General features: G+C 69.4%; 19 protein-coding genes. 10 read left to right on the plus strand and 9 right to left on the minus strand.

The window, feature by feature from the left end:
- Nucleotides 1-47: 47 nt before the first annotated feature.
- Both E1P53_RS04125 and E1P53_RS04130 read left to right on the plus strand, forming a co-directional pair.
- Complete coding sequence (locus tag E1P53_RS04125) at nucleotides 48-809, plus strand: ABC transporter permease (RefSeq protein WP_174320698.1); 762 nt, start codon at nucleotides 48-50, stop codon at nucleotides 807-809.
- Complete coding sequence (locus tag E1P53_RS04130; RefSeq protein ID WP_006899510.1) at nucleotides 806-1,816, plus strand: COX15/CtaA family protein; 1,011 nt, start codon at nucleotides 806-808, stop codon at nucleotides 1,814-1,816. Before E1P53_RS04125 ends, E1P53_RS04130 begins: the two co-directional genes overlap by 4 nt.
- Before the next feature lie 70 nt (nucleotides 1,817-1,886).
- Here the strand turns inward: E1P53_RS04130 and E1P53_RS04135 are convergent, their stop codons facing one another.
- Nucleotides 1,887-3,065 carry an IS30 family transposase gene (locus E1P53_RS04135; RefSeq protein WP_131733316.1) on the minus strand — a complete coding sequence of 393 codons (1,179 nt, stop codon included), beginning with the start codon at nucleotides 3,063-3,065 and terminating at the stop codon, nucleotides 1,887-1,889.
- A gap of 291 nt (nucleotides 3,066-3,356) precedes the next feature.
- Nucleotides 3,357-3,728, minus strand: a complete 372-nt coding sequence (locus E1P53_RS04140; RefSeq protein ID WP_131733550.1) for a hypothetical protein — start codon at nucleotides 3,726-3,728, stop codon at nucleotides 3,357-3,359.
- Between the two features lie 86 nt (nucleotides 3,729-3,814).
- Here E1P53_RS04140 and E1P53_RS04145 point away from each other — a divergent pair, with 86 nt between their 5' ends.
- Nucleotides 3,815-4,780 (plus strand): quinone oxidoreductase family protein, encoded by a 966-nt coding sequence (locus E1P53_RS04145; RefSeq protein ID WP_131733551.1) that lies wholly within the window; start codon nucleotides 3,815-3,817, stop codon nucleotides 4,778-4,780.
- 32 nt (nucleotides 4,781-4,812) lie between these two features.
- Here E1P53_RS04145 and E1P53_RS04150 read toward each other — a convergent pair whose 3' ends face one another.
- Entirely contained in the window at nucleotides 4,813-5,805 is a 993-nt protein-coding gene (locus E1P53_RS04150) for a heme o synthase (RefSeq protein WP_006902266.1), read from the minus strand.
- 276 nt (nucleotides 5,806-6,081) lie between these two features.
- Here E1P53_RS04150 and tkt point away from each other — a divergent pair, with 276 nt between their 5' ends.
- From tkt to E1P53_RS04185, 7 genes are read left to right on the plus strand one after another with little or no spacing between them, the layout of a single operon-like run.
- The gene (tkt, locus tag E1P53_RS04155) at nucleotides 6,082-8,157 is read left to right on the plus strand and encodes a transketolase (protein ID WP_131733552.1); all 2,076 of its coding nucleotides are present in this window, start codon (nucleotides 6,082-6,084) and stop codon (nucleotides 8,155-8,157) included.
- A 56-nt stretch (nucleotides 8,158-8,213) separates the two neighbouring features.
- On the plus strand, nucleotides 8,214-9,335 hold the full coding sequence (gene tal / locus E1P53_RS04160) for a transaldolase (protein WP_131733553.1): 1,122 nt from the start codon (nucleotides 8,214-8,216) through the stop codon (nucleotides 9,333-9,335).
- 7 nt (nucleotides 9,336-9,342) lie between these two features.
- Nucleotides 9,343-10,878 (plus strand): glucose-6-phosphate dehydrogenase, encoded by a 1,536-nt coding sequence (zwf, locus tag E1P53_RS04165; protein ID WP_131733554.1) that lies wholly within the window; start codon nucleotides 9,343-9,345, stop codon nucleotides 10,876-10,878.
- A complete protein-coding gene (locus E1P53_RS04170; protein WP_109238464.1) occupies nucleotides 10,875-11,873 on the plus strand; it encodes a glucose-6-phosphate dehydrogenase assembly protein OpcA in 999 nt (332 codons plus the stop codon). Before zwf ends, E1P53_RS04170 begins: the two co-directional genes overlap by 4 nt.
- 5 nt (nucleotides 11,874-11,878) lie before the next feature.
- Complete coding sequence (gene pgl / locus E1P53_RS04175; RefSeq protein ID WP_131733555.1) at nucleotides 11,879-12,616, plus strand: 6-phosphogluconolactonase; 738 nt, start codon at nucleotides 11,879-11,881, stop codon at nucleotides 12,614-12,616.
- 19 nt (nucleotides 12,617-12,635) lie between these two features.
- The gene (gene ppnP, locus E1P53_RS04180; RefSeq protein ID WP_006902260.1) at nucleotides 12,636-12,956 is read left to right on the plus strand and encodes a pyrimidine/purine nucleoside phosphorylase; all 321 of its coding nucleotides are present in this window, start codon (nucleotides 12,636-12,638) and stop codon (nucleotides 12,954-12,956) included.
- Between the two features lie 59 nt (nucleotides 12,957-13,015).
- Nucleotides 13,016-13,744, plus strand: coding sequence for an NAD(P)H-dependent oxidoreductase (locus tag E1P53_RS04185; protein WP_131733556.1), 729 nt, complete (start codon nucleotides 13,016-13,018; stop codon nucleotides 13,742-13,744).
- A 3-nt stretch (nucleotides 13,745-13,747) separates the two neighbouring features.
- On the opposite strand, the gene ppc is transcribed toward E1P53_RS04185, so the two are convergent.
- From ppc to whiA, 6 genes are all read right to left on the minus strand, one after another.
- Nucleotides 13,748-16,588, minus strand: a complete 2,841-nt coding sequence (gene ppc / locus E1P53_RS04190) for a phosphoenolpyruvate carboxylase (RefSeq protein ID WP_131733557.1) — start codon at nucleotides 16,586-16,588, stop codon at nucleotides 13,748-13,750.
- A 103-nt stretch (nucleotides 16,589-16,691) separates the two neighbouring features.
- Nucleotides 16,692-16,925: a preprotein translocase subunit SecG gene (secG, locus tag E1P53_RS04195; protein WP_006902255.1), complete on the minus strand. Its 234-nt coding sequence runs from the start codon at nucleotides 16,923-16,925 to the stop codon at nucleotides 16,692-16,694.
- A gap of 115 nt (nucleotides 16,926-17,040) precedes the next feature.
- On the minus strand, nucleotides 17,041-17,829 hold the full coding sequence (gene tpiA, locus E1P53_RS04200) for a triose-phosphate isomerase (protein ID WP_006902254.1): 789 nt from the start codon (nucleotides 17,827-17,829) through the stop codon (nucleotides 17,041-17,043).
- A gap of 3 nt (nucleotides 17,830-17,832) precedes the next feature.
- Entirely contained in the window at nucleotides 17,833-19,044 is a 1,212-nt protein-coding gene (locus E1P53_RS04205; protein ID WP_109238413.1) for a phosphoglycerate kinase, read from the minus strand.
- A gap of 45 nt (nucleotides 19,045-19,089) precedes the next feature.
- A complete protein-coding gene (gene gap / locus E1P53_RS04210) occupies nucleotides 19,090-20,109 on the minus strand; it encodes a type I glyceraldehyde-3-phosphate dehydrogenase (protein ID WP_109238414.1) in 1,020 nt (339 codons plus the stop codon).
- A 179-nt stretch (nucleotides 20,110-20,288) separates the two neighbouring features.
- Entirely contained in the window at nucleotides 20,289-21,272 is a 984-nt protein-coding gene (gene whiA, locus E1P53_RS04215; protein ID WP_006902251.1) for a DNA-binding protein WhiA, read from the minus strand.
- Between the last annotated feature and the right edge of the window lies 1 nt (nucleotide 21,273).

Here is a 21,273-nt window from a genome sequence, read left to right on the forward strand (position 1 = left end):
CTGTGACGACCAACTCCCCGGACGCCGCCGCGACATTCCCCGGCGGGATGTTCCGGCCCGCGCCGCGTCCGGCTTCGCTGGCCGCGATGATCGCCGCGCAGTCGACGCTCGAACTCAAGCTGCTGCTCCGCAACGGCGAGCAGTTGCTGTTGACGATGTTCATCCCGATCACCCTGCTCGTCGGGTTGTGCCTGCTGCCGATCAACACGAGCTTCGGCGACGGGCCGGCCGAGCGGGCGACGCTCTTCGTCCCGGCCATCCTGACCATCGCGGTCATGTCCACGGCCTTCACCGGCCAGGCGATCGCCGTCGGTTTCGACCGTCGCTACGGGGCGCTGAAACGGTTGGGTGCCACGCCGATCCCGCGGTGGGGCATCATCGTGGGCAAATCGGTCGCGGTGCTCATCGTGGTCGCCCTGCAGTCGGTGATCATCGGCGGGATCGGCGCCGCCTTCGGGTGGCGGCCCGACGCGCTCGGCCTGCTCCTCGGCGTGGTCGTGCTCCTCGTCGGGACCGCCTGTTTTGCGACCCTGGGCCTGCTGCTGGGCGGCACGCTCAAGGCCGAGGTGGTCCTGGCCCTCGCGAACCTGCTCTGGTTCGCGTTCATCGGTGTCGGCAGCCTCGTGGTCGTCGACTCCGACGTGCCCGGCGCCGTGCACACCTTTGCGCGGTGCATCCCCTCGGGTGCGCTCAGTGAGGCCCTGGAGATGGCCGCACGTGGTTCGTTCGACGCCTTCGGGGTGGGCGTGTTGCTGGTGTGGGCCGCAGTGGCCGGCACCTTGGCGGTGAGGTGGTTCCGATTCCGATGACGACGTCGCAGACCTCGGCCCGACCGGGCGGCGCGGATCCCGGCGCACACGACGGCGGCGAGGCGCCCGGCTTCTGGCAGCGCATACCCGGCTTCGGCCGGCCCACCGCCCGCTTCGTCCATCGCTGGGCGATCGCGCTGCTGATCTCCAACGTCGGCATCGTCGCCACCGGCGGCGCGGTGCGGGTGACCGCCTCGGGCCTCGGCTGCCCGACGTGGCCACGATGCACCGACGAGTCCTTCGTCCCGCACGGCGAGCTCGGCATCCACGGCGCCATCGAGTTCGGCAACCGGCTGCTGACCTGGGTGCTGATCGTGATCGCCATCGCCGCGTGGGTCGCGGTGCTGCGCTACGCGAACTCGACCCGCAGCGACAAGTGGCTGGTCACCCTGATCGCCCTGGGCATCCCGCTGCAGGGCGTCATCGGCGGCATCACGGTCCTCACCGACCTGAACCCCTGGGTCGTCGCCCTGCACTTCCTGCTGTCGATGATCCTGGTGTCGGCCGCCACGGTGCTCGTCTACCGGATGCGCCCCTACCCCACGCCGTCGGAGCCGGCCGCCGAGGCGGAGATCCCCGCCGCCGCGATCCGGCGCCTCGGCGTCTACCTGGCGTGGCTGATCTACCTGGTCACGTGGGTGACGATCTACCTGGGCACCGTGGTCACCGGTTCCGGCCCGCACGCCGGCGACGCCGACGTCCCGCGCAACGGCCTCGATCCCGACAACGCCACCCAGCTGCACGCCGACGCCGTGTTCGTCCTGGTCGGCCTCGGGATCGCCGCCCTGGTGTACGCCCGCGTGTTCGCGCGCCCGCAGCAGCGGTCGGCGATCGTCTTCGCCCTGCTGATCCTCCTCCAGGGGCTCATCGGATTCGTGCAGTTCTTCACCGGCCTGCCCATCGCCCTGGTCATCGCGCACATGTTCGGCAGCGCGCTGCTCCTGATCGGCGCCACCTGGCAGGTCCTGGTGGCCACCGAGACCGACCGCAGCCGCGTCGACGCCTGACATCCGCGCAGACGAGAACGGCCCCCGCCGTCATCCGGCGGATTCAAGGGGTCCTCGCAACACCTGATGGTTAGACGGCTATCAGTAGATCACGCAGACGCTCGGCTGGAGCTTTCCAGTCGAGCGTTTTGCGTGGGCGACGGTTGAGTTTCTGGGCGACGAGTTCGAGGTCCTGGGGTCCGTAGACGCTCAAGTCGGTTCCCTTCGGAAAGTATTGGCGCAGTAAGCCGTTGGTGTTCTCGTTTGATCCGCGTTGCCAGGGTGAGTGCGGGTCGCAGAAATAGACCGGTACTCCGGTGGCAACAGTGAACTGGTTGTGGGCTGCCATCTCGCATCCCTGGTCCCAGGTCAGCGAACCGCGCAGGTGTTGGGGTAGTGATCCGATCAGCGGTACCAGCACGTCACGGACTTCCTCAGCGGTGTGCCCGCCCGGGAGGTGTCCGAGCATGACGTAGCGGGTGGAACGTTCAACCAGGGTCACGATCGCGGACTCGCTGCGAGTGCCGACGATCAGATCGCCTTCCCAATGTCCTGGCACGGCCCGGTCCTCGACCTCGGCTGGACGGTCGGAGATCATCACCATGTCGTCAATGAACCGCTTGGTGCGCTGTTCGGCCTTGCGATGAGGTTTGCGTCGGGTCCGCCCGGTCCGCAACGCCGTCGCGACCTCGCGGCGCAGCCCTCCTCGAGCCTGGACGTAGATCGCCTGGTAGATGGTTTCGGTGCTCACTCGCATGCCCTGATCGTCGGGGAACTCGGTCATGAGAGCGTGGCACACCTGCTCCGGGGACCACTGGTCCTGCAACTTGCCGGCGACGTAGTCGCGCAGCGGGCCGGGCTGGGCGAGCTTGGACTCTTTAGGACGCGACCGCGAATGGGTCCATGCACGGTGCGCTCGGTGAGCACGGTAGACGTCCTCGACCGCATAGGCGTCGATCTCGCGTTTGATCGTCGAGGCCGACCGCCTTAACCGCCGGCCGATCTCCCGAAGCGAGTGACCCTCACGGCGCAGATCAGCAATCTGTTCCCGATCGGCCAAGGTCAGGAACCGTGGATGCAGTACCGCTTCCAACTGGGCCAGGGATGGTTCGCCAGTGGCGTCGCGGTAGGTGGTCACACCTGTGGTGTAGTCGATCCGCCGGCCATCAGGATGTAGGCGCGCGTTCCCGACTTTACGGATTCCCCTATCCCAATCCCGGGCAGTGCGGACGTTCACACCGATCTGGGCAGCCGCCTCGCGGCGGCTCACTCCCTTCGCACGGAGTTGGTCGTATCGGGCGCGACCCGGGTGCCCGCCGGTACCGGTCTTGCCGCGACCACGCATCCCCGCCTTACGCACCCACCCGTACGCAGTGTCCCGGCTCATCCCGACGATGCGAGCAGCCTCGCACACGTTCCCGTCCACACGGTCCAACACCGTGAAGAACTCGTCCTTCAACTCCGCAGAATGCACGATCCCCGCAACTTCTTGAAATCCAGGGTGTTGCGGGGATCGCTAGCATCCGCCATCCGGCGGGGGCCGTTCTCGTCGTCATCCGATCTAGAGGATCGCGCGGTTGCGCGGCTTGGGGAAACGCTTCTGCCGGGCCACCCAGCCGGCCATCTTGCGCCAGTGCGACGGGCGGACGTTGGCCTCCGACGTCAGATCCCGGTCCCACTCGGCGATCTCGAGGCCGTCGACGGCGTCCACAACCGCCTGCGCGGTGGCGAGGTCGGGGACGACCCGGTCGCCGAGGACACCACCGGAGGCACCCACCAGGGTGATGCGGACACCGGCCGCGCCGATCGCCTGGAGGACGACCTTCGCGTTGCCACCCTCGCGGGCGACGAACTTCTTCACCGACGCGACGACGTCGGCAGGGGCCTGGACCGTCTGCGTTGCTGTGGTGTCGGTGGCGGCACTGTCAGTCATGCCGCTCAGCTTACCGGTGCGCACGGCTCGAGCCCGTCACCGGGATACATGCCGCGCAGTGATGTTCGCCGTGTACAACGGGTGTCGTGCGCGCGATTCAGGTGACCAGACACGGCGGCCCCGACGTCCTCGTGTACGGCTCGGTCGACGACCCGATCCCGGCGACCGACGAGGTGATCGTCCGCACCACCGCGGTGGGCGTGAACTTCATCGACACCTACCTTCGACGCGGGTTGTATCCCTCGACCCCTCCCTACGTCCCCGGCACCGAGGGCGCGGGCGAGATCGTCGCCGTCGGACCGGAGGTCACCGGACTCGAGGTGGGTCAGCGCGTGGCGTGGGTGGCCGCGCCGGGGTCGTACGCCGAACTGGTCGCCGTCCCCGCCGACAAGGCTGTCGTGGTGCCCGACGGCGTCGACGACGCGATTGCCGGGGCGTCGCTGCTGCGCGGACTCACCGCCCACTATCTGCTCGACGGCAGCTCGCATCCGCGGACCGGCGAGACGGTGCTGATCCACGCCGGCGCCGGCGGCGTCGGGCTGATCCTGACCCAGCTGGCCAAGCGGAAGGGCCTGCGCGTCATCACCACCGTCTCCTCCGAGGAGAAGGCCGACCTGTCCCGCCGCGCGGGTGCCGACCACGTGCTGCGGTACGGCGACGACCTGGCCGCGCGGGTCCGCGATCTCACCGATGGCACGGGCGTGCCGGTGGTCTACGACGGGGTGGGCGCCGACACCTTCGAGCAGTCCCTCGCCGCCACCGCGATCCGCGGGCTCATCGTGCTGTTCGGGGCGTCGAGCGGACCCGTGCCCCCGTTCGACCTGCAGCGGCTCAATCCGGCCGGCTCGCTCAGCGTGACGCGGCCGACGCTCGGCCACTTCACCGCGACGCGGGAGGAACTGTCCTGGCGGGCCGGGGAGTACTTCGAGGCGATCGCCGACGGCGACGTGGACGTCCGGATCGGACAGCGTTACCGCCTGGCCGACGCCGCACAGGCGCACGCCGATCTCGAGGCACGCAGGACGACCGGGGCGACGGTGCTGCTGCCCTGATCCCCGGATGAGGGGTCAGGCCGGGCGACGGATCAGAAGTAGGACGAGATCGTCTGCATGCCGACAACCGCGTCGATGGCGAGGCCGCAGAAGACGATCGCGAGGTATTCGTTCGACTGCAGGAACACCTTCAGCGGCTTGACCTCCACGCCGCGGCGGGTGTCGCGGTACAGCTTGGTGACGCGCTCGACGAACCATGCGCCGGCGACCACCGCGATGACGGTGTAGATCCAACTGGTGGCCGGGATGAGGACGAGCGTGCACAGCACGGTCAGCCAGGTGTAGACCAGCATCTGACGGGTCACGCGTTCCTCGGTGGCGATGACCGGGAGCATCGGCACGCCAGCCGCCGCGTAGTCCTCCTTGTAGCGCATTGCCAGCGCCCAGGTGTGCGGCGGCGTCCAGAAGAAGATGACCAGGAACAGCACGATGGGCTGCCAGCTCAGCGAGCCGGTGACCGCGGCCCAGCCCACGAGCGTCGGCATGCAGCCGGCGGCGCCGCCCCACACCACGTTCTGCCAGGTGCGGCGCTTGAGGATCATCGTGTAGACGCCGACGTAGAAGACGATCGTCGCCGAGACGAGCAGCGCAGAGAGCAGGTTGGCCGCGAAGAACAGCACCGCGAACGACGCCGCCCACAGGACGAGGCCGAAGATCAGCGCGTTCCGCGTGGCGACGGCCCGGCGGGCCAGCGGCCGGCGGGCCGTGCGCTTCATCTTCTTGTCGATGTCGGCGTCGACCACCATGTTCAAGGTGTTCGCACTACCCGCACCCAGCCATCCGCCGATCAGTGTGAAGGCGATGACGGCGATGTCGACGTGACCCCGATCGGCCTGCAACATCACCGGGATGGTCGCGACCAGCAGCAGCTCGATGACCCGCGGCTTGGTCAGCGCGATGTACGCGAGCACCGTCGCGCGCACTCGTCCTGCCCACGACAGATCGGCCGGTGCGACCGGCTCGGTCGTAACCTGCTGCGATGCGGTGTCGGTCGAGTGGGATGCGGCGGGACTGTCTCCGCTCACACGCTCCCCTATCCTCACGAACACTCCTCGTCCGCCCGCCCAGAATCTCCGCGGGCTACTACAGAGCATGGTAGACGTTCGCCTCCGCGAACCGTGAATCGAGGCGTGACGGGCGAGATCGCCGTCACCCGGGTCGCGACTCGCCGGTAACTTTCGGTCGGCGCGCAACAGGTCTCCGTAGCCGATTACTCTGGACCGAGACGTGCCTGCAACCTCGTCGGTTGACGGGCGCGAGCCGACGTCCCGACCAGCCAGGCACAGGAGACCATCACCATCGTGGCCGACACAGACGAGATCCGCGCACTGACCACCGCCCGCCACCCGGACGACTGGACCGACCTCGACACCCGGGCCGTCGACACGGCTCGCGTGCTGGCCGCCGACGCGGTGCAGAAGTGCGGCAGCGGCCACCCGGGCACCGCGATGAGCCTGGCCCCGCTCGCCTACACGCTGTTCCAGCGGGTGATGCGCCACGACCCCACCGACACCGACTGGGTCGGCCGCGACCGCTTCGTCCTGTCGTGCGGGCACTCCAGCCTCACCCTCTACATCCAGCTCTACCTCGGCGGCTTCGGTCTCGAACTGTCCGACATCGAGGCGCTGCGCACCTGGGACTCGCTGACCCCCGGCCACCCCGAGTTCCGTCACACCAAGGGCGTGGAGATCACCACCGGCCCCCTCGGCCAGGGTCTCGCCTCGGCCGTGGGCATGGCGATGGCCGCCCGCCGCGAGCGCGGCCTGTTCGACCCCGACGCCCCGCTCGGCGAGAGCCCCTTCGACCACTACATCTACGTGGTCGCCTCCGACGGCGACATCGAGGAGGGCGTGACCTCCGAGGCCAGCTCGCTCGCCGGGACCCAGCAGCTGGGCAACCTGATCGTCTTCTACGACCAGAACCAGATCTCGATCGAGGACGACACCGACATCGCGCTGAGCGAGGACGTCGCCAAGCGCTACGAGGCCTACGGCTGGCACGTGCAGACCGTCGAGGGCGGCGAGGACGTCGTCGCCATCGAGGCCGCGATCAAGGCCGCCCAGGAGGTCGTCGACCGGCCGTCGATCATCTGCCTGCGCACGATCATCGGCTACCCGGCGCCGAACAAGATGAACACCGGCGGCATCCACGGCGCCGCGCTCGGCGAGGACGAGGTCGCCGCGACCAAGAAGGTCCTCGGCTTCGACCCGGAGAAGACCTTCGAGGTGGCCGACGAGGTCATCGCCCACACCCGCAAGCTCGTCGACCGCGGCGCCGAGCTGCGCAAGGCCTGGACCGCGTCGTTCGACGAGTGGGCGAGCAAGAACCCCGAGAACAAGAAGCTCTTCGACCGCCTGCAGGCCCACGAGCTGCCCGAGGGCTGGACCGACGTCCTGCCGACGTGGGAGCCGGGCGACAAGGACGTCGCGACCCGTTCGGCGTCGGGCAAGGTCCTCACCGCCCTCGCGCCGGTGCTGCCCGAACTGTGGGGCGGTTCGGCCGACCTCGCGGGTTCGAACAACACCACCATGGACGGCGAGCCCTCGTTCGGGCCGACGTCGATCAGCACCAAGAAGTGGTCGGCGAACCCCTACGGCCGCACACTGCACTTCGGCGTCCGCGAGCACGCGATGGGCTCGATCCTGTCGGGCATCGCCCTGCACGGCCCGACCCGCGCCTACGGCGGCACCTTCCTGCAGTTCTCCGACTACATGCGTCCGGCGGTGCGCCTGGCCGCGCTGATGGAGATCGACCCGATCTACGTCTGGACCCACGACTCCATCGGCCTCGGTGAGGACGGTCCGACCCACCAGCCGATCGAGCACCTCGCCGCCCTGCGCGCGATCCCCCACCTCGACGTCGTGCGGCCGGCCGACGCCAACGAGACCGCCTACGCGTGGGCGCACCTGCTGACCCGCCGCAACCACCCGGTCGGCCTCGCCCTGACCCGGCAGAACGTGCCCGTTCTCGAGGGCACCTCGGCCGAGGGCGTCGCCAACGGCGGTTACGTCCTGAGCGACTCCGACGACCCGCAGGTGGTCCTCATCGGCACCGGTTCCGAGGTGTCACTGGCCGTCGAGGCGCAGCAGGCGCTGGCGGCCAAGGGTATCCGCGCCCGCGTCGTGTCGATGCCGTGCGTCGAGTGGTTCGACGAGCAGCCGCAGGGCTACCGCGACCACGTGCTGCCGCCGTCGGTTCCGCGCGTCGCCGTCGAGGCCGGCATCGCGATGCCGTGGTACCGCATCGTCGGCGCCGGCGGCGAGATCGTCAGCATCGAGCACTTCGGCGCGTCGGCCGACTACAAGGTCCTCTACACCAAGTTCGGGATCACCTCAGAGGCCGTCGCCGCGGCCGCCGAGCGCGTCATCGCCGGCTGAGCGGTCCCAGCCGCCACCGGCAGGCCGGACACACACCACACAATCAGGAGAGAATCGTGACCCAGAACGACAAGCTCGCCGAACTGTCCGCCGCCGGTGTCTCGGTGTGGCTGGACGACCTCTCGCGCGACCTCATCACCTCCGGTGATCTCGCCGAGTTGATCAACACCAAGTCGGTGGTCGGCGTGACCACCAACCCGGCCATCTTCCAGGCCGCGCTGTCCAAGGGCACCGCGTACGACGCGCAGGTGAACGAGCTGGCCGCGCGCGGGGCCGACGTGGACGCCACCATCCGCACGGTGACCACCGACGACGTCCGCAACGCCTGCGACGTGTTCGCCGGCGTCTACGAGGAGTCCGACGGGGTCGACGGCCGGGTGTCCATCGAGGTCGATCCGCGCCTCGCCCACGACACCGAGGGCACCGTCGCCCAGGCCGTCGAGCTGTGGAAGATCGTCGACCGCCCGAACCTGCTCATCAAGATCCCGGCCACCAAGGCCGGACTGCCGGCGATCACCAAGGTGATCGCGGAGGGCATCAGCGTCAACGTGACGCTGATCTTCTCGGTGGAGCGCTACAAGGAGGTCATGGACGCCTACCTCGACGGCCTCGACGCCGCCGCGGAGGCCGGCCACGACCTGTCGACCATCCACTCGGTCGCCTCGTTCTTCGTCTCGCGCGTCGACACCGAGATCGACAAGCGCCTCGAGGCCATCGGCACCCCCGAGGCCCTCGAGCTGCGGGGCAAGGCGGCACTGGCCAACGCGCGCCTGGCCTACGCGGCCTACCAGGAGGTCTTCGAGGTCGAGACCCGCTTCCCCGACCTGCAGGCCCAGGGTGCGCGCGCCCAGCGTCCGCTGTGGGCGTCGACCGGCGTGAAGAACCCGGAATACCCCGACACCCTGTACGTCAGCGAGCTCGTCGCGCCGAACACGGTCAACACCATGCCGGGCAAGACGATGGACGCCTTCGCCGACCACGGTTGGGTCGACACGGGCTCGATCATCGGCAAGGAGGCCGAGTCGCGCGAGATCTTCGAGAAGATCTCGGCGGTCGGCGTCGACCCGGCCGACGTGTTCGTCGTCCTCGAGGACGAGGGCGTGCGCAAGTTCGAGGACGCCTGGAACGAGCTGCTCACCGCGACGGCCGAGCAGTTGGCCGCCGCGAACAAGGGCTGAGCACGCCGTGGCCGACGAGGCTCGGTGGGTCAATCCCCTCCGTCACCCACAGGACAAGAGACTCCCGCGGATCGCGGGGCCGTCCAGCCTGGTGATCTTCGGCGTCACCGGCGACCTCGCCCGCAAGAAGCTGATGCCCGCGGTCTACGACCTCGCCAACCGCGGTCTCCTCCCGCCCTCCTTCGCCCTCGTCGGGTTCGCCCGGCGGGACTGGAGCGACGAGGACTTCGGCGCCATCGTGCACGACGCCGTCCGCGAGCACTCCCGGACGGGTTTCCGCGAGGAGGTCTGGGAGCGCCTGGCCGAGGGCTTCCGCTTCGTGCAGGGCGAGTTCGACGACGACGCCGCCTTCGACCGGCTGAAGTCGACGCTGAAGTCGCTCGACGCCGAGCGCGGGACCGACGGCAATCACGCCTTCTACCTGTCGATCCCGCCGAAGGCCTTCCCGACGGTGTGCGAGCAGCTCGAACGCAGCGGCCTGGCTGCGCCGGAGGGCGACAGCTGGCGTCGCGTGGTCATCGAGAAGCCCTTCGGCCACGACCTGGAGTCGGCCCGCGAGCTCAACGCGATCGTCAACTCGGTGTTCCCGGAGTCGTCGGTGTTCCGCATCGACCACTACCTCGGCAAGGAGACGGTCCAGAACATCCTGGCGCTGCGCTTCGCCAACCAGCTGTTCGATCCGCTGTGGAGTTCCCACTACGTCGACCACGTCCAGATCACCATGGCCGAGGACATCGGCCTCGGCGGCCGTGCCGGCTACTACGACGGGATCGGCGCGGCGCGCGACGTCATCCAGAACCACCTGTTGCAGCTGATGGCGCTGGTGGCCATGGAGGAGCCGATCTCCTTCGAGCCCAAGCAACTGCAGGCCGAGAAGATCAAGGTGCTGTCCGCGACCCGCAACATCGAGCCGCTGTCGGAGAACACGGCACGCGGCCAGTACACGGCCGGATGGCAGGGCAGCGAGAAGGTCCCTGGCCTCAAGGACGAGAAGGGCTTCGCGAAGGACTCCACGACCGAGACCTTCGCCGCGATCGCGCTGGAGGTCGACTCCCGGCGCTGGGCGGGTGTGCCGTTCTACCTGCGCACCGGCAAGCGCCTCGGGCGCCGGGTGACGGAGATCGCGCTGGTGTTCAAGCGCGCGCCGCACCTGCCCTTCGACCAGACGATGACCGAGGAACTCAGCCAGAACGTGCTGGTGATCCGCGTGCAGCCCGACGAGGGCATCACGCTGCGGTTCGGCTCCAAGGTGCCCGCGTCGAGCATGGAGGTCCGTGACGTCAACATGGACTTCAGCTACGGCACCGCCTTCACCGAGGCCTCCCCGGAGGCCTACGAGCGTCTGATCCTCGACGTGCTCCTCGGCGAACCGTCGCTGTTCCCGGTCAACGAGGAAGTCGAGTTGTCCTGGAAGATCCTCGATCCCGTCCTAGAGCACTGGGCGAAGAGCGGCCGGCCCGAGCCCTACGAGGCGGGCACCTGGGGTCCGGCCTCCGCCGACGAGATGCTCGCGCGTCACGGCCGACAGTGGAGACGTCCATGATCGTCAGCCTGCCCAACACGACGAGCCGCGAGGTCGCCAAGCAGCTGGTGAAGCTCCGCGACACCGAGGGTGCGGTCAACAGCGGCCGGGTGCTCACACTGGTCGTCTGCGCCGAGCACGACGAGCCCACCGAGGGCGCCATCGAGGCGGCCATCGCCGCCAGCCGCGAGCATCCCAGCCGCGTCATCGTCATCTCGCGCGGTGTGCGCCATGCCCGTTCGCGGATGGACGCCGAGATCCGCATCGGCGGCGACGCGGGCGCGTCGGAGATCATCGTGCTGGCGCTGGCGGGCGAGCTCGCCGACAACGCTCATTCGGTGGTCATACCGTTCCTGCTGCCGGACACGCCGGTGGTGACCTGGTGGCCGAGTATCGGCCCCCGGTCCCCGGCGGCCGATCCGCTCGGCCAGCTCGGGCGCCGGCGCATCACCGACGCCAACCGCGACCCGGCCCTCAACACCGTGCTCAAGCGCCGGCTCGCCGGGTACTCCCCCGGCGACACCGACCTCGCGTGGACCCAGCTCACCCCGTGGCGGGCCATCCTGGCGTCGGCGCTCGACCGTCCGCCGTACACGGAGGTCGTCGCCGTCGACGTGACCGGCCCCGACCGCAGTCCGGCCATCGACCTGCTCGCCGGGTGGTTGCGTTCCGCACTCGGCGTGCCGACGCGGCGGTTCACCGGCAGCTTCGAGGTCCGCCTGGTCCGCACCGACGGTGACACCGTGCTCGCCGTCGACGAGAACAACAACGCGGTCCTGACCGCACCCGGCAAGCCGGACGGCCGGATCGCGATGACCCCGCGGTCCCTGCCGGTCTGCATCGCCGAGGAGTTGCGCCGGCTCGACGTCGACGAGGTGTACGCCAAGGCACTCGCGGGGGTTGCCGAGGTGGAGCGGATCTCCCCGGAGCAGGAGGCGAACATCCGCGCGGACCTTCGTGCGGCCATCGCCGACGCAGCGCAGCAAGACGATCCGGCAACCGCCGACAAGGAGTGAACCCCGTGACCACCGAGACACTCGTCTTCGACTCCAAGCAGGAACTCCTCACCACCGCGGCCGCGCGGTTCGTCGACCTCGTCACCCGCGCCCAGGCCGAGCGCGGGGTGGCCAGCGTCGTGCTGACCGGTGGCAGCAACGGCATCGGCATCCTGTCGACGCTGGCCGCCGACAGCGGCTCGATCGACTGGTCGAGGGTCGACATCTATTGGGGCGACGACCGTTTCGTGCCCGCCGACGATCCCGAGCGCAACTCCGGCCAGGCCCGCGAGGCGCTGCTGGACAAGGTGCCGGTGGACCCGGGCCGGGTGTTCCCGATGGCTCCGTCCGACGGCCCGTTCGGCGACGACATCGACGCCGCCGCGGCCGACTACGCCGCCATCCTGGCCGGGCGCTCGTCCGACGGCGTGGCGCCCCACTTCGACCTGCATCTGCTCGGCATGGGCGGCGAGGGACACATCAACTCACTGTTCCCGCACCGTCCGGCCACCCTCGAAACCGAGAAGTCCGTTGTCGCCGTCGAGGATTCGCCGAAGCCTCCGCCGCGTCGGATCACGCTGACCCTGCCGGTGGTCAACCGTGCGCGGTCGGTGTGGTTCCTGGTGGCCGGTGCCGACAAGGCCGAGGCCGTCGCCGCGGCGCACGCCGGCGCCGACCCCGCGGACTGGCCGTGCGCGGGCGCACACGGCACCGAGGAGACGCTCTGGTTCCTCGACGACGCCGCCGCGAGCAAGCTCGACTGAGACGGTAGGCTTCGTCCTCGTGACCGAGACCTCGACCTACGCGAACGTGACCCTCGACCCGCGCGCCAACGTCTACTTCGACGGCAAGTGCGTGAGCCACACGTTCCATCTCGCCGACGGCACCCGCAAGTCGGCCGGCGTGATCCTGCCCGCCACCCTCGCCTTCGGCACCGCGGCGCCCGAGGTCATGGAACTGCACACCGGCGCGTGCCGGGTCCGACTCGCAGGCAGCGAGGACTGGGTCTCCTACGGCGCCGGCGACTCGTTCTCGGTGCCCGGCGACTCGTCGTTCGACATCGAGGTCACCGAGCCCGTCAGCTACGTCTGCCACTACGGCTGAGCCGCATCGGACCCCGACCCCCCAGGACTAAGTCCGCACCCTCGTGCGTTGCACGCCACATGCGCGGCAACACACTCTGGGTCCTCGCCCACCCCGACGCCGGCTCGCTGAGCGGCCGACTCCGCGACGCGGGGGTCGCGGCCCTGCGCGAGAACGGTTGGGACGTCGCCGAATCCGACCTCTATCGGATGCGATGGGATCCGCTCCTGCGCGCCGGGGACGCCGACGCCCCCGAACGCGTCGAGGAGGTCCGCGCCGAACAGCGGAAACTCCTCGCCGCCGACCTCGTGGTCCTGCAGTTCCCGCTGTGGTGGTACGGGATGCCGGCGATCCTCAAGGGCTGGGTGGACCGGGTCTTCGAGAGCGGGTTCGCCTACCACGTGCCGGATCCCGAGACGGGGCGGATGCTCAAGTACGGGCGCGGCGGACTCGAAGGCCGCCGCGCGCTCGTCGTCGTCACCGCCGGCGACCGTGCGGGCAGCCTCACTCCCCGCGGGATCAGCGGCAGCATCGACGACGTGCTGTGGCCGCTGCTGCACGGAACCCTCTGGTACACGGGCATGCAGCCGTTGCGGCCGCACCTGGTCGCCGAGGCCGACTCGGTCGACGCGACGAGGGCGAATCGTCTCGAGCGATGCCTGGCGGACCGGCTCGCCCGCATCGACGGCGAGGAACCGATCGACTACCTGCCGCTGGACGACGAGTTCTACGACCACTCGATCCGCCTGCACGACGACGTGTCCCCCGGTCTCGAGGGCATCGCCGCGCATCGACGCTGCGGCGTCTGAACGCTAGCCCGAGTTGCGCAGCGCCGTCGCCAGGCCGTTCATCGTCAGCTGGATGCCGCGACGGACGAGCGGGGTGTCCTCCCCCGCGCGGAAGCGACGCAGCAACTCGACCTGCAGCAGGTTCAGCGGTTCGAGGTACGGGAACCGGTTGTAGACGGATCGCTTGAGCGCCGCGTTGTCGTGCAGCAGATCGTCGGTGCCGGTGATCTTGGCGTACATCTCGATCGTCCGCTCGTGCTCGTCGACGATCATCCCGAACACCTTGTCGCGCAGCTCCTCGTCGGGGACGAGCTGGGCGTAGCGGTGCGCCAGGCTCATGTCCGACTTCGCCAGGACCTGCGCCATGTTCGACATCACGCTGCGGAAGAACGGCCACCTCTCGTAGTAGCGGCGCAGGGTCTCCAGGCGCGACTCGTCGTCGCCCACCCACTCCTCGAATGCCGAACCGGTGCCGTACCAGCCCGGGAGCATGACGCGGGACTGCGTCCACGACAGCACCCACGGGATCGCGCGGAGGTCGGAGATCTTCTCGGTCTGTTTGCGCGAGGCCGGCCGCGACCCGATGTTGAGGGCGCCGATCTCCGACAGCGGCGTCGACGTGGTGAAGTACTCGACGAATCCCGGCGTCTGGTGGACCAGGCGGCTGTAGGCGGCCCGGGCCTTGGCGGCGATGTCGTCCATGACCTCGTAGGTCGACTCCGACTCGTCGCCGAGACCCTCGACGTCGAGCAGCGACGACTCGATGGTCGCGGCGAGCAGCGTCTCCAGGTTGCGGCGCGCGACGACGGGTTCGGCGTACTTGGCCGCGATGATCTCGCCCTGCTCGGTGATCCGCAGCGACCCCTGCACCGCGCCCGGCGGCTGCGCGAGGATCGCGTCGTAGCTCGGGCCGCCGCCGCGGCCGACGGTGCCGCCTCGACCGTGGAACAGCCGCAACCGGATTCCCGCCTTCTCGGCCATCTCGACGAGATCGAGCTCGGCTCGGTAGAGCGCCCAGTTGGCGGCCATGTAGCCGCCGTCCTTGTTGGAGTCGGAGTAGCCGAGCATGATCTCCTGCATGCCGTTCTGCGACTCGACCAGCGCGCGGTAGAACGGCACGTCGAGGACGGCGGCCATCGTGGCCGCGCCCTGCTGCAGGTCCTCGATCGTCTCGAACAGCGGCACCACCCGCACCGTGCACCGCGGCGAGTTCTCCCCCGCGGGCCCCGGATCGTAGAGGCCCGCCTCCTTCAGCAGGATCAGCGCCTCCAGCATGTCGCTCACCGAGGTGCACATGGAGATGATGTAGTTCGGCACGGCCTCGGGGCCGAAGGTCGCCACCGCCCGTGCCGCGGCCCGCACGATGCCGAGCTCCTTGGTGGCCAGTTCGCTGAGTTCGGCGTCGGGCCGGGTCAGCGGTCGCCGCGCCTGCAGTTCCGCAGTGAGGATCTCCACCCGGTCCGGCTCGTCGAGCGACGCGTAGTCGGGGTGGACGCCCGCCCAGGCGAGAAGCTCGGCGACGACCTCCTCGTGCATGTCGGAGTTCTGGCGCATGTCCAGACCCGACAGATGGAAACCGAAGGTGCGCACGGCCTCTCGCAACGCGAGGAGCCGGTCGTCGGCGATGAGCCCGTCGTTGTTGGCCCGCAGGGCCGCGTCGACGACGTCGAGGTCGGCGAGCAGCTCGCCGGCACCGGCGTAGGGCTCTTCGCCGTCGATGAGGAGCAGGTCGTTCGACGACAGGAAGCCCTCGTCGAACATCTCGTCCGCAGTGGCAACCAGGCGCGCCCGGATGTGCCGCAGCGCCAGTCGGAACGGCTCGTCGGCGCCGGCGTCCTCGGGGCCGGCGCCGGCCAGCTCGAGCAGCGGCTCGACGGCGGTGATGAGCCGCGCCGACATGCTGAGCTCCTGGGCGAGGTTCTCCAGCTCGTCGAGGTGGTGACGCACCGCGGTCTGCGCGGCGAGCGTGGTCGCCAGGGTCACGACATCCGGGGTGACGTACGGGTTGCCGTCGCGGTCGCCGCCGATCCACGACCCCATCCGGATCATCGGCTCCTCGGCGAGCCCCGCCCGCGGGTAGGCCGAGCGCAGGGCCTTGCGCACGGAGGTGTTGATCTCGGGCACGACCTCGAAGAAGGACGCGTCGTAGTACCGCAGCCCGGAACGGATCTCGTCCTGGATCGTGAGCCGCTCGAGGCGGATGAGCGCGGTCTGCCACAGCGTGATGATCTGGCGCCGGATCGACTCGGCGACCTTCGCCTCCTCGTCCGGCGTGAGCTCGGTGCGCTCGCGGAACCGCATCAGCTCGGTGATGCGGTTCTGCGCCTCGAAGACGGTGCGGCGCCGGGTCTCGGTGGGGTGGGCGGTGATCACCGGGACGACGGCGGCGTCGGCCAGCGCCCTGCCGACCTCGGCGTCGTCGAGCCCGGCCTCCGCCAGCTGCCGGTAGGTCGCCGCGAGGCTCGACTTCTGCGGCGGATCGCCGGCACGCACGTGGATGGCGCGACGGCGTTCGCGGTGGATGTCCTCGGCGAGATTCGCCAGCAGCGCGAAATGGCTGAACGCCCGGATGATCGGGATTGCGACGTCGACGTCGAGGTCGACGAACTTGGCGGCGAGCTCGTCACGGTCGATCTCGTTGCGCCGCACCGCGAAAGCGGCCTTGCGCGCGGACTCGACCAGCTCGAAGACGTCGTCGCCGGAATGCTCGCGCACGACCTCGCCGAGGATGCCGCCGAGCAGGCGGATGTCCTCGCGCAACGGTTCGGTGAGTGCCCGACCCTCGTCGTCGACGACGATGTGGTCGACGATCGAGATGGAGGGACGCCAGGCCGGGGCTCCCCGGGAAGGGACGGATTCACTCATGCCGACCAGTATTCCGAGGATTCGGGACATCGGCATCCCGGGACGACAACAGGGCGACACGTCTCACGTGCCGCCCCGGTCGGAAGAGCTCAGATGCCGCTGGTCAGGAGAGCTTGATGTCGATGCCGATGCCGATGATGAAGATCACCCAGATCAGGCCGACGAAGATGGTCAGGCGGTCGAGGTTGCGCTCGACGACGCTCGAACCGGACAGGCTCGACTGGACGCCACCACCGAACAGCGACGACAGACCGCCGCCCTTGCCGCGGTGCAGCAGGACGAGCACGATGACCAGAACGCTCGTGACGATCAGTCCGATGTCGAGTGCGGTTTGCACAGGTAACGCCCTTCCTCAAAGCCCCTGGAAATACAGCTGTGGCAGGCGGCGCCGAACCGGCACGAGGCCATGATCGGACACCAACCTGCCACAGTCTACGCGTGGGTGTGGCCCGTCAGGGCAAGGGGCCACCCGCGGCGATCGCCGACAGCGTCGCGAACTCGTCGGACTTCAGCGACGCGCCGCCGACCAGAGCACCGTCGATGTCGGGCTGGGCGACGAGCTCGCCGACGTTCTTCGAGTTCACCGAGCCGCCGTAGAGGATGCGCACGCTCGCCGCCGTCTCGGCGTCGGCGATCTCCGCGAGGGTCTCGCGGATGGCCTTGCACACCTCCTGCGCGTCGGCCGAGCTGGCGACGCGACCGGTGCCGATGGCCCAGACCGGCTCGTAGGCGATGACGGTCTTGGCGATCTCGGCCGCCGACAGGCCCGCCAGGGAGCCCTTGAGCTGCGCCACGTTGTACGCGACGTGCTCGCCGGCCTCCCGGACCTCGAGGCCCTCGCCGATGCAGACGATCGGGGTGAGCTCGTGCCGCAGCGCGGCCTTGGTCTTGGCGAGCACGATCTCGTCGGTCTCACCGTGCATGGTGCGACGCTCCGAGTGACCCACGATGACGAAGGTGCAGCCGAGCTTCGCGAGGAAGGCTCCGCTGATCTCGCCGGTGTAGGCACCCGAGTCGTGCTGCGACAGGTCCTGCGCACCGTAGGTGAGCAGCAGCTTGTCGCCGTCGACGACGGTCTGCACGCTGCGGATGTCGGTGAACGGCGGGATGACCGTCACGTCGACCTTGTCGAAGTACTTCGCCGGCAGGGCGAACGCGATCTTCTGAACCAGGGCGATGGCCTCGAGGTGGTTGAGGTTCATCTTCCAGTTGCCCGCGATGAGCGGCTTGCGCTGTGCCATGGTTCAGCTCTCCAGAACCTTGAGACCGGGGAGTTCCTTGCCCTCGAGGTACTCGAGGGAGGCGCCGCCGCCGGTGGAGATGTGCGAGAAGTCGCTGTCGGGCAGGCCCAGGGTCCGCACCGCGGCGGCCGAGTCGCCGCCGCCGACCACCGTGAACGCCCCGTTGCCGGTCGCGCCAGCGATGGCCTCGGCGACCCCGCGGGTGCCGGCCGAGAACTTCTCGAACTCGAACACGCCCGACGGGCCGTTCCAGAAGATGGTCTTGGCGCCCGAGAGCACCGCGGCGAACCGCTTGACCGACTCCGGTCCGATGTCGAGACCCATCCAGCCGTCCGGGATGGCGTCGGCCGCGACGGTCTGCGACTCGGCGTCGGCGGCGAACTTGTCGGCGGCGACCACGTCGACGGGCAGGTGGATGACGTCGCCGAAACGCTCCAGCAGGTCCTTGCAGACCTCGATCTGGTCTTCCTGCAGCAGCGACGAGCCGACCGAGTGGCCCTGGGCCGCCAGGAAGGTGAACGCCATGCCGCCGCCGATCACCAGCGTGTCGACCTTGGGAGCCAACGCCTCGATGACGCCGAGCTTGTCGGAGACCTTCGAGCCGCCGAGGACGACCGCGTACGGGCGGGCCGGATCCTCGGTGAGCTTCGACAGGACCTCGACCTCGGCCGCCACCAGCTCTCCCGCGTAGTGCGGGAGGAGCTTGGCGACGTCATAGACCGACGCCTGCTTGCGGTGCACCACTCCGAAGCCGTCCGACACGAAGGCGCCGTCCTCGCCGACGAGCTCGACGAGTGCCTTGGCGAGCTTCTCGCGCTCGGCGTCGTCCTTGGAGGTCTCCCGCGGGTCGAAGCGGATGTTCTCCAGGAGCAGGACGTCGCCCTCGGTGAGGCCCTCCGCCCGTGCAAGCGCGTCGGTGCCGACGACGTCGCCGGCGAGCTGCACGTTGCGGCCGAGCTCCTCGCTCAGGCGCGCCGCGACCGGCGCGAGCGAGAACTTCGGATCGGGCTCACCCTTCGGACGGCCGAGATGCGCGGTGATGATCACCTTCGCGCCGGCGTCGATGAGCGCGTTCAGCGTGGGCAGGGAGGCGAGGATACGGCCCGGGTCGGTGATCGTCGACCCGTCGAGCGGGACGTTGAAATCCGACCGGACCAGCACTCCCCGACCCGAAACCCCTTCTTCCAGAAGGTTCTTCAGAGTGGGTACACCCATGAGGCGTTGACTCCTCTTTCCGTTTCTACGACGAGGGGCTGCGGGTCAGAGCGACTTGCCGACGAGACCGATGAGGTCGACGAGGCGGTTGGAGTAGCCCCACTCGTTGTCGTACCAGGACACGACCTTCGCCTGATCGTCGATGACCTTGGTCAGGCCGGCGTCGAACAGCGAGCTGTGCGGGTCGGTGACGATGTCGGAGGAGACGATCGGGGCGTCGTAGTACTTCAGGATGCCCTTGAGCGGACCCTCGGCGGCGGCCTTGAGCGCGGCGTTGATCTCCTCGGCGGTGGCGGTCTTGGCCAGCTGCGCGGTGAGGTCGGTGACCGAGCCGGTGGGGATCGGCACACGCAGGGCGTAGCCGTCGAGCTTGCCCTTCAGCTCCGGCAGGACCAGGCCGATGGCCTTGGCGGCACCGGTCGAGGTCGGGACGATGTTGGTCGCGGCGGCGCGGGCGCGACGCAGGTCCTTGTGCGGGCCGTCCTGCAGGTTCTGGTCCTGGGTGTAGGCGTGGACCGTGGTCATCAGGCCCTTGACGATGCCGAACTCGTCGTTGAGGACCTTGGCCAGCGGGCCGAGGCAGTTCGTGGTGCACGAGGCGTTCGAGATGATGTTCTGGCTGCCGTCGTACTTGTCGTCGTTGACGCCCATGACGATGGTGATGTCCTCATCGGTGGCCGGGGCCGAGATGATGACCTTCTTGGCGCCGGCGTCCAGGTGACCCTGGGCCTTGGCGCGGGCGGTGAAGATGCCGGTCGACTCGACGACGACGTCGACGCCCAGGTCGCCCCACGGGATCGCGGCGGGGCCTTCCTTGACCTCGAGCGCCTTGATCTTCTTGTCGCCGACCACGATGGTGTCGTCGCCCTCGAGGCTGACGTCCTGGGGCAGACGGCCGAGGATCGAGTCGAACTTCAGCAGGTGCGCGAGGGTCGCGTTGTCGGTCAGGTCGTTGACCGCGACGATCTCGATGTCAGTGGTGCCCAAAGCCTTTTGCGCTTCGACGGCACGGAAGAAGTTGCGGCCGATTCGGCCGAATCCGTTGACGCCTACCCGAACAGTCACAGTTGTGCTCCTTAGCGGTATTCATGGTCAGGCCTGTGGGTCGAGCCCCGTCTGGCCGCGCCGTGGGCGGTGGGGTCGGCACACCCGAGGTGGCCGGGTCCGCACACGTCGGTTTCAGCCTAGTAGGCGGGGTCGGGCGGAGCACACTGCAGGTCCACCTGTCCCCCGCATCGTGTCGATCACGCCTCGTCGAGCAGCTCGGAGGTGACCGCGGACTCGGTGTCCGGGATGCCCTCGGCGCGCGCCTTCTTGTCCGCCATCGACAGCAGCCGGCGGATGCGGCCGGCGACGGCGTCCTTGGTCATCGGCGGGTCGGCGAGCTGGCCGAGCTCCTCCAAGGACGCCTGGCGGTGCGTGATGCGCAGCTGGCCGGCGGCGACGAGGTGCTCGGGGACGTCGTCGCCGAGGATCTCCAGGGCGCGCTCGACGCGAGCCGCGGCCGCGACCGCGGCCCGGGCGGACCGGCGCAGGTTCGCGTCGTCGAAGTTCGCCAGCCGGTTGGCGGTGGCGCGGACCTCGCGCCGCATCCGGCGCTCCTCCCACACCAGCCGGGTGTCGTGGGCGCCCATGCGGGTCAGCAGCGCGCCGATGGCCTCGCCGTCGCGGATGACCACGCGGTCGGCGCCGCGCACCTCGCGCGCCTTGGCGGTGACCCCGAGCCGCCGGGCGGCGCCCACGAGGGCGAGCGCGGCCTCCGGACCCGGGCAGCTGACCTCCAGCGCCGACGACCGGCCCGGCTCGGTCAGCGAGCCGTGCGCGAGAAAGGCGCCGCGCCAGGCGGCCTCGGCGTCGGCGACGCTGCCGCCGACCACCTGGGCGGGCAGTCCGCGGACCGGGCGGCCGCGCAGGTCGAGCAGACCGGTCTGGCGGGCCAGGCCCTCGCCGTCCTTGGTGACGCGCACGATGTAGCGGGCGGACTTCCGCAGGCCGCCGCCGCGCAGCACGTGGACGTCGGAGGCGTAGCCGAACAGGTCGTGGATCTCGCGGCGCAGGCGCCGGGCGACGTTGCCCATGTCGACCTCGGCCTCGACGACGACACGGCCGCCGACGATGTGGAGCCCACCGGCGAAACGCAGCAGCGCCGACACCTCGGCCTTACGGCAACTCACCTGGGTCACCGACAGGCGACTGAGTTCGTCCTTCACCGCCGCCGTCATCGCCACC

This window comes from Gordonia paraffinivorans (assembly GCF_900683595.1).
GTDB lineage: Bacteria > Actinomycetota > Actinomycetes > Mycobacteriales > Mycobacteriaceae > Gordonia > Gordonia paraffinivorans.

What these genes read in the sequence shown, in the direction of transcription:
- E1P53_RS04185 (WP_131733556.1), top strand. Translation starts at nt 13,016, where the DNA reads ATGCGCGGCAACACACTCTGGGTCCTCGCCCACCCCGACGCCGGCTCG.
- E1P53_RS04205 (WP_109238413.1), bottom strand. Translation starts at nt 19,044, where the DNA reads ATGGGTGTACCCACTCTGAAGAACCTTCTGGAAGAAGGGGTTTCGGGT.
- E1P53_RS04170 (WP_109238464.1), top strand. Translation starts at nt 10,875, where the DNA reads ATGATCGTCAGCCTGCCCAACACGACGAGCCGCGAGGTCGCCAAGCAG.
- tpiA (WP_006902254.1), bottom strand. Translation starts at nt 17,829, where the DNA reads ATGGCACAGCGCAAGCCGCTCATCGCGGGCAACTGGAAGATGAACCTC.
- E1P53_RS04140 (WP_131733550.1), bottom strand. Translation starts at nt 3,728, where the DNA reads ATGACTGACAGTGCCGCCACCGACACCACAGCAACGCAGACGGTCCAG.
- E1P53_RS04130 (WP_006899510.1), top strand. Translation starts at nt 806, where the DNA reads ATGACGACGTCGCAGACCTCGGCCCGACCGGGCGGCGCGGATCCCGGC.
- E1P53_RS04125 (WP_174320698.1), top strand. Translation starts at nt 48, where the DNA reads ATGTTCCGGCCCGCGCCGCGTCCGGCTTCGCTGGCCGCGATGATCGCC.
- ppc (WP_131733557.1), bottom strand. Translation starts at nt 16,588, where the DNA reads ATGAGTGAATCCGTCCCTTCCCGGGGAGCCCCGGCCTGGCGTCCCTCC.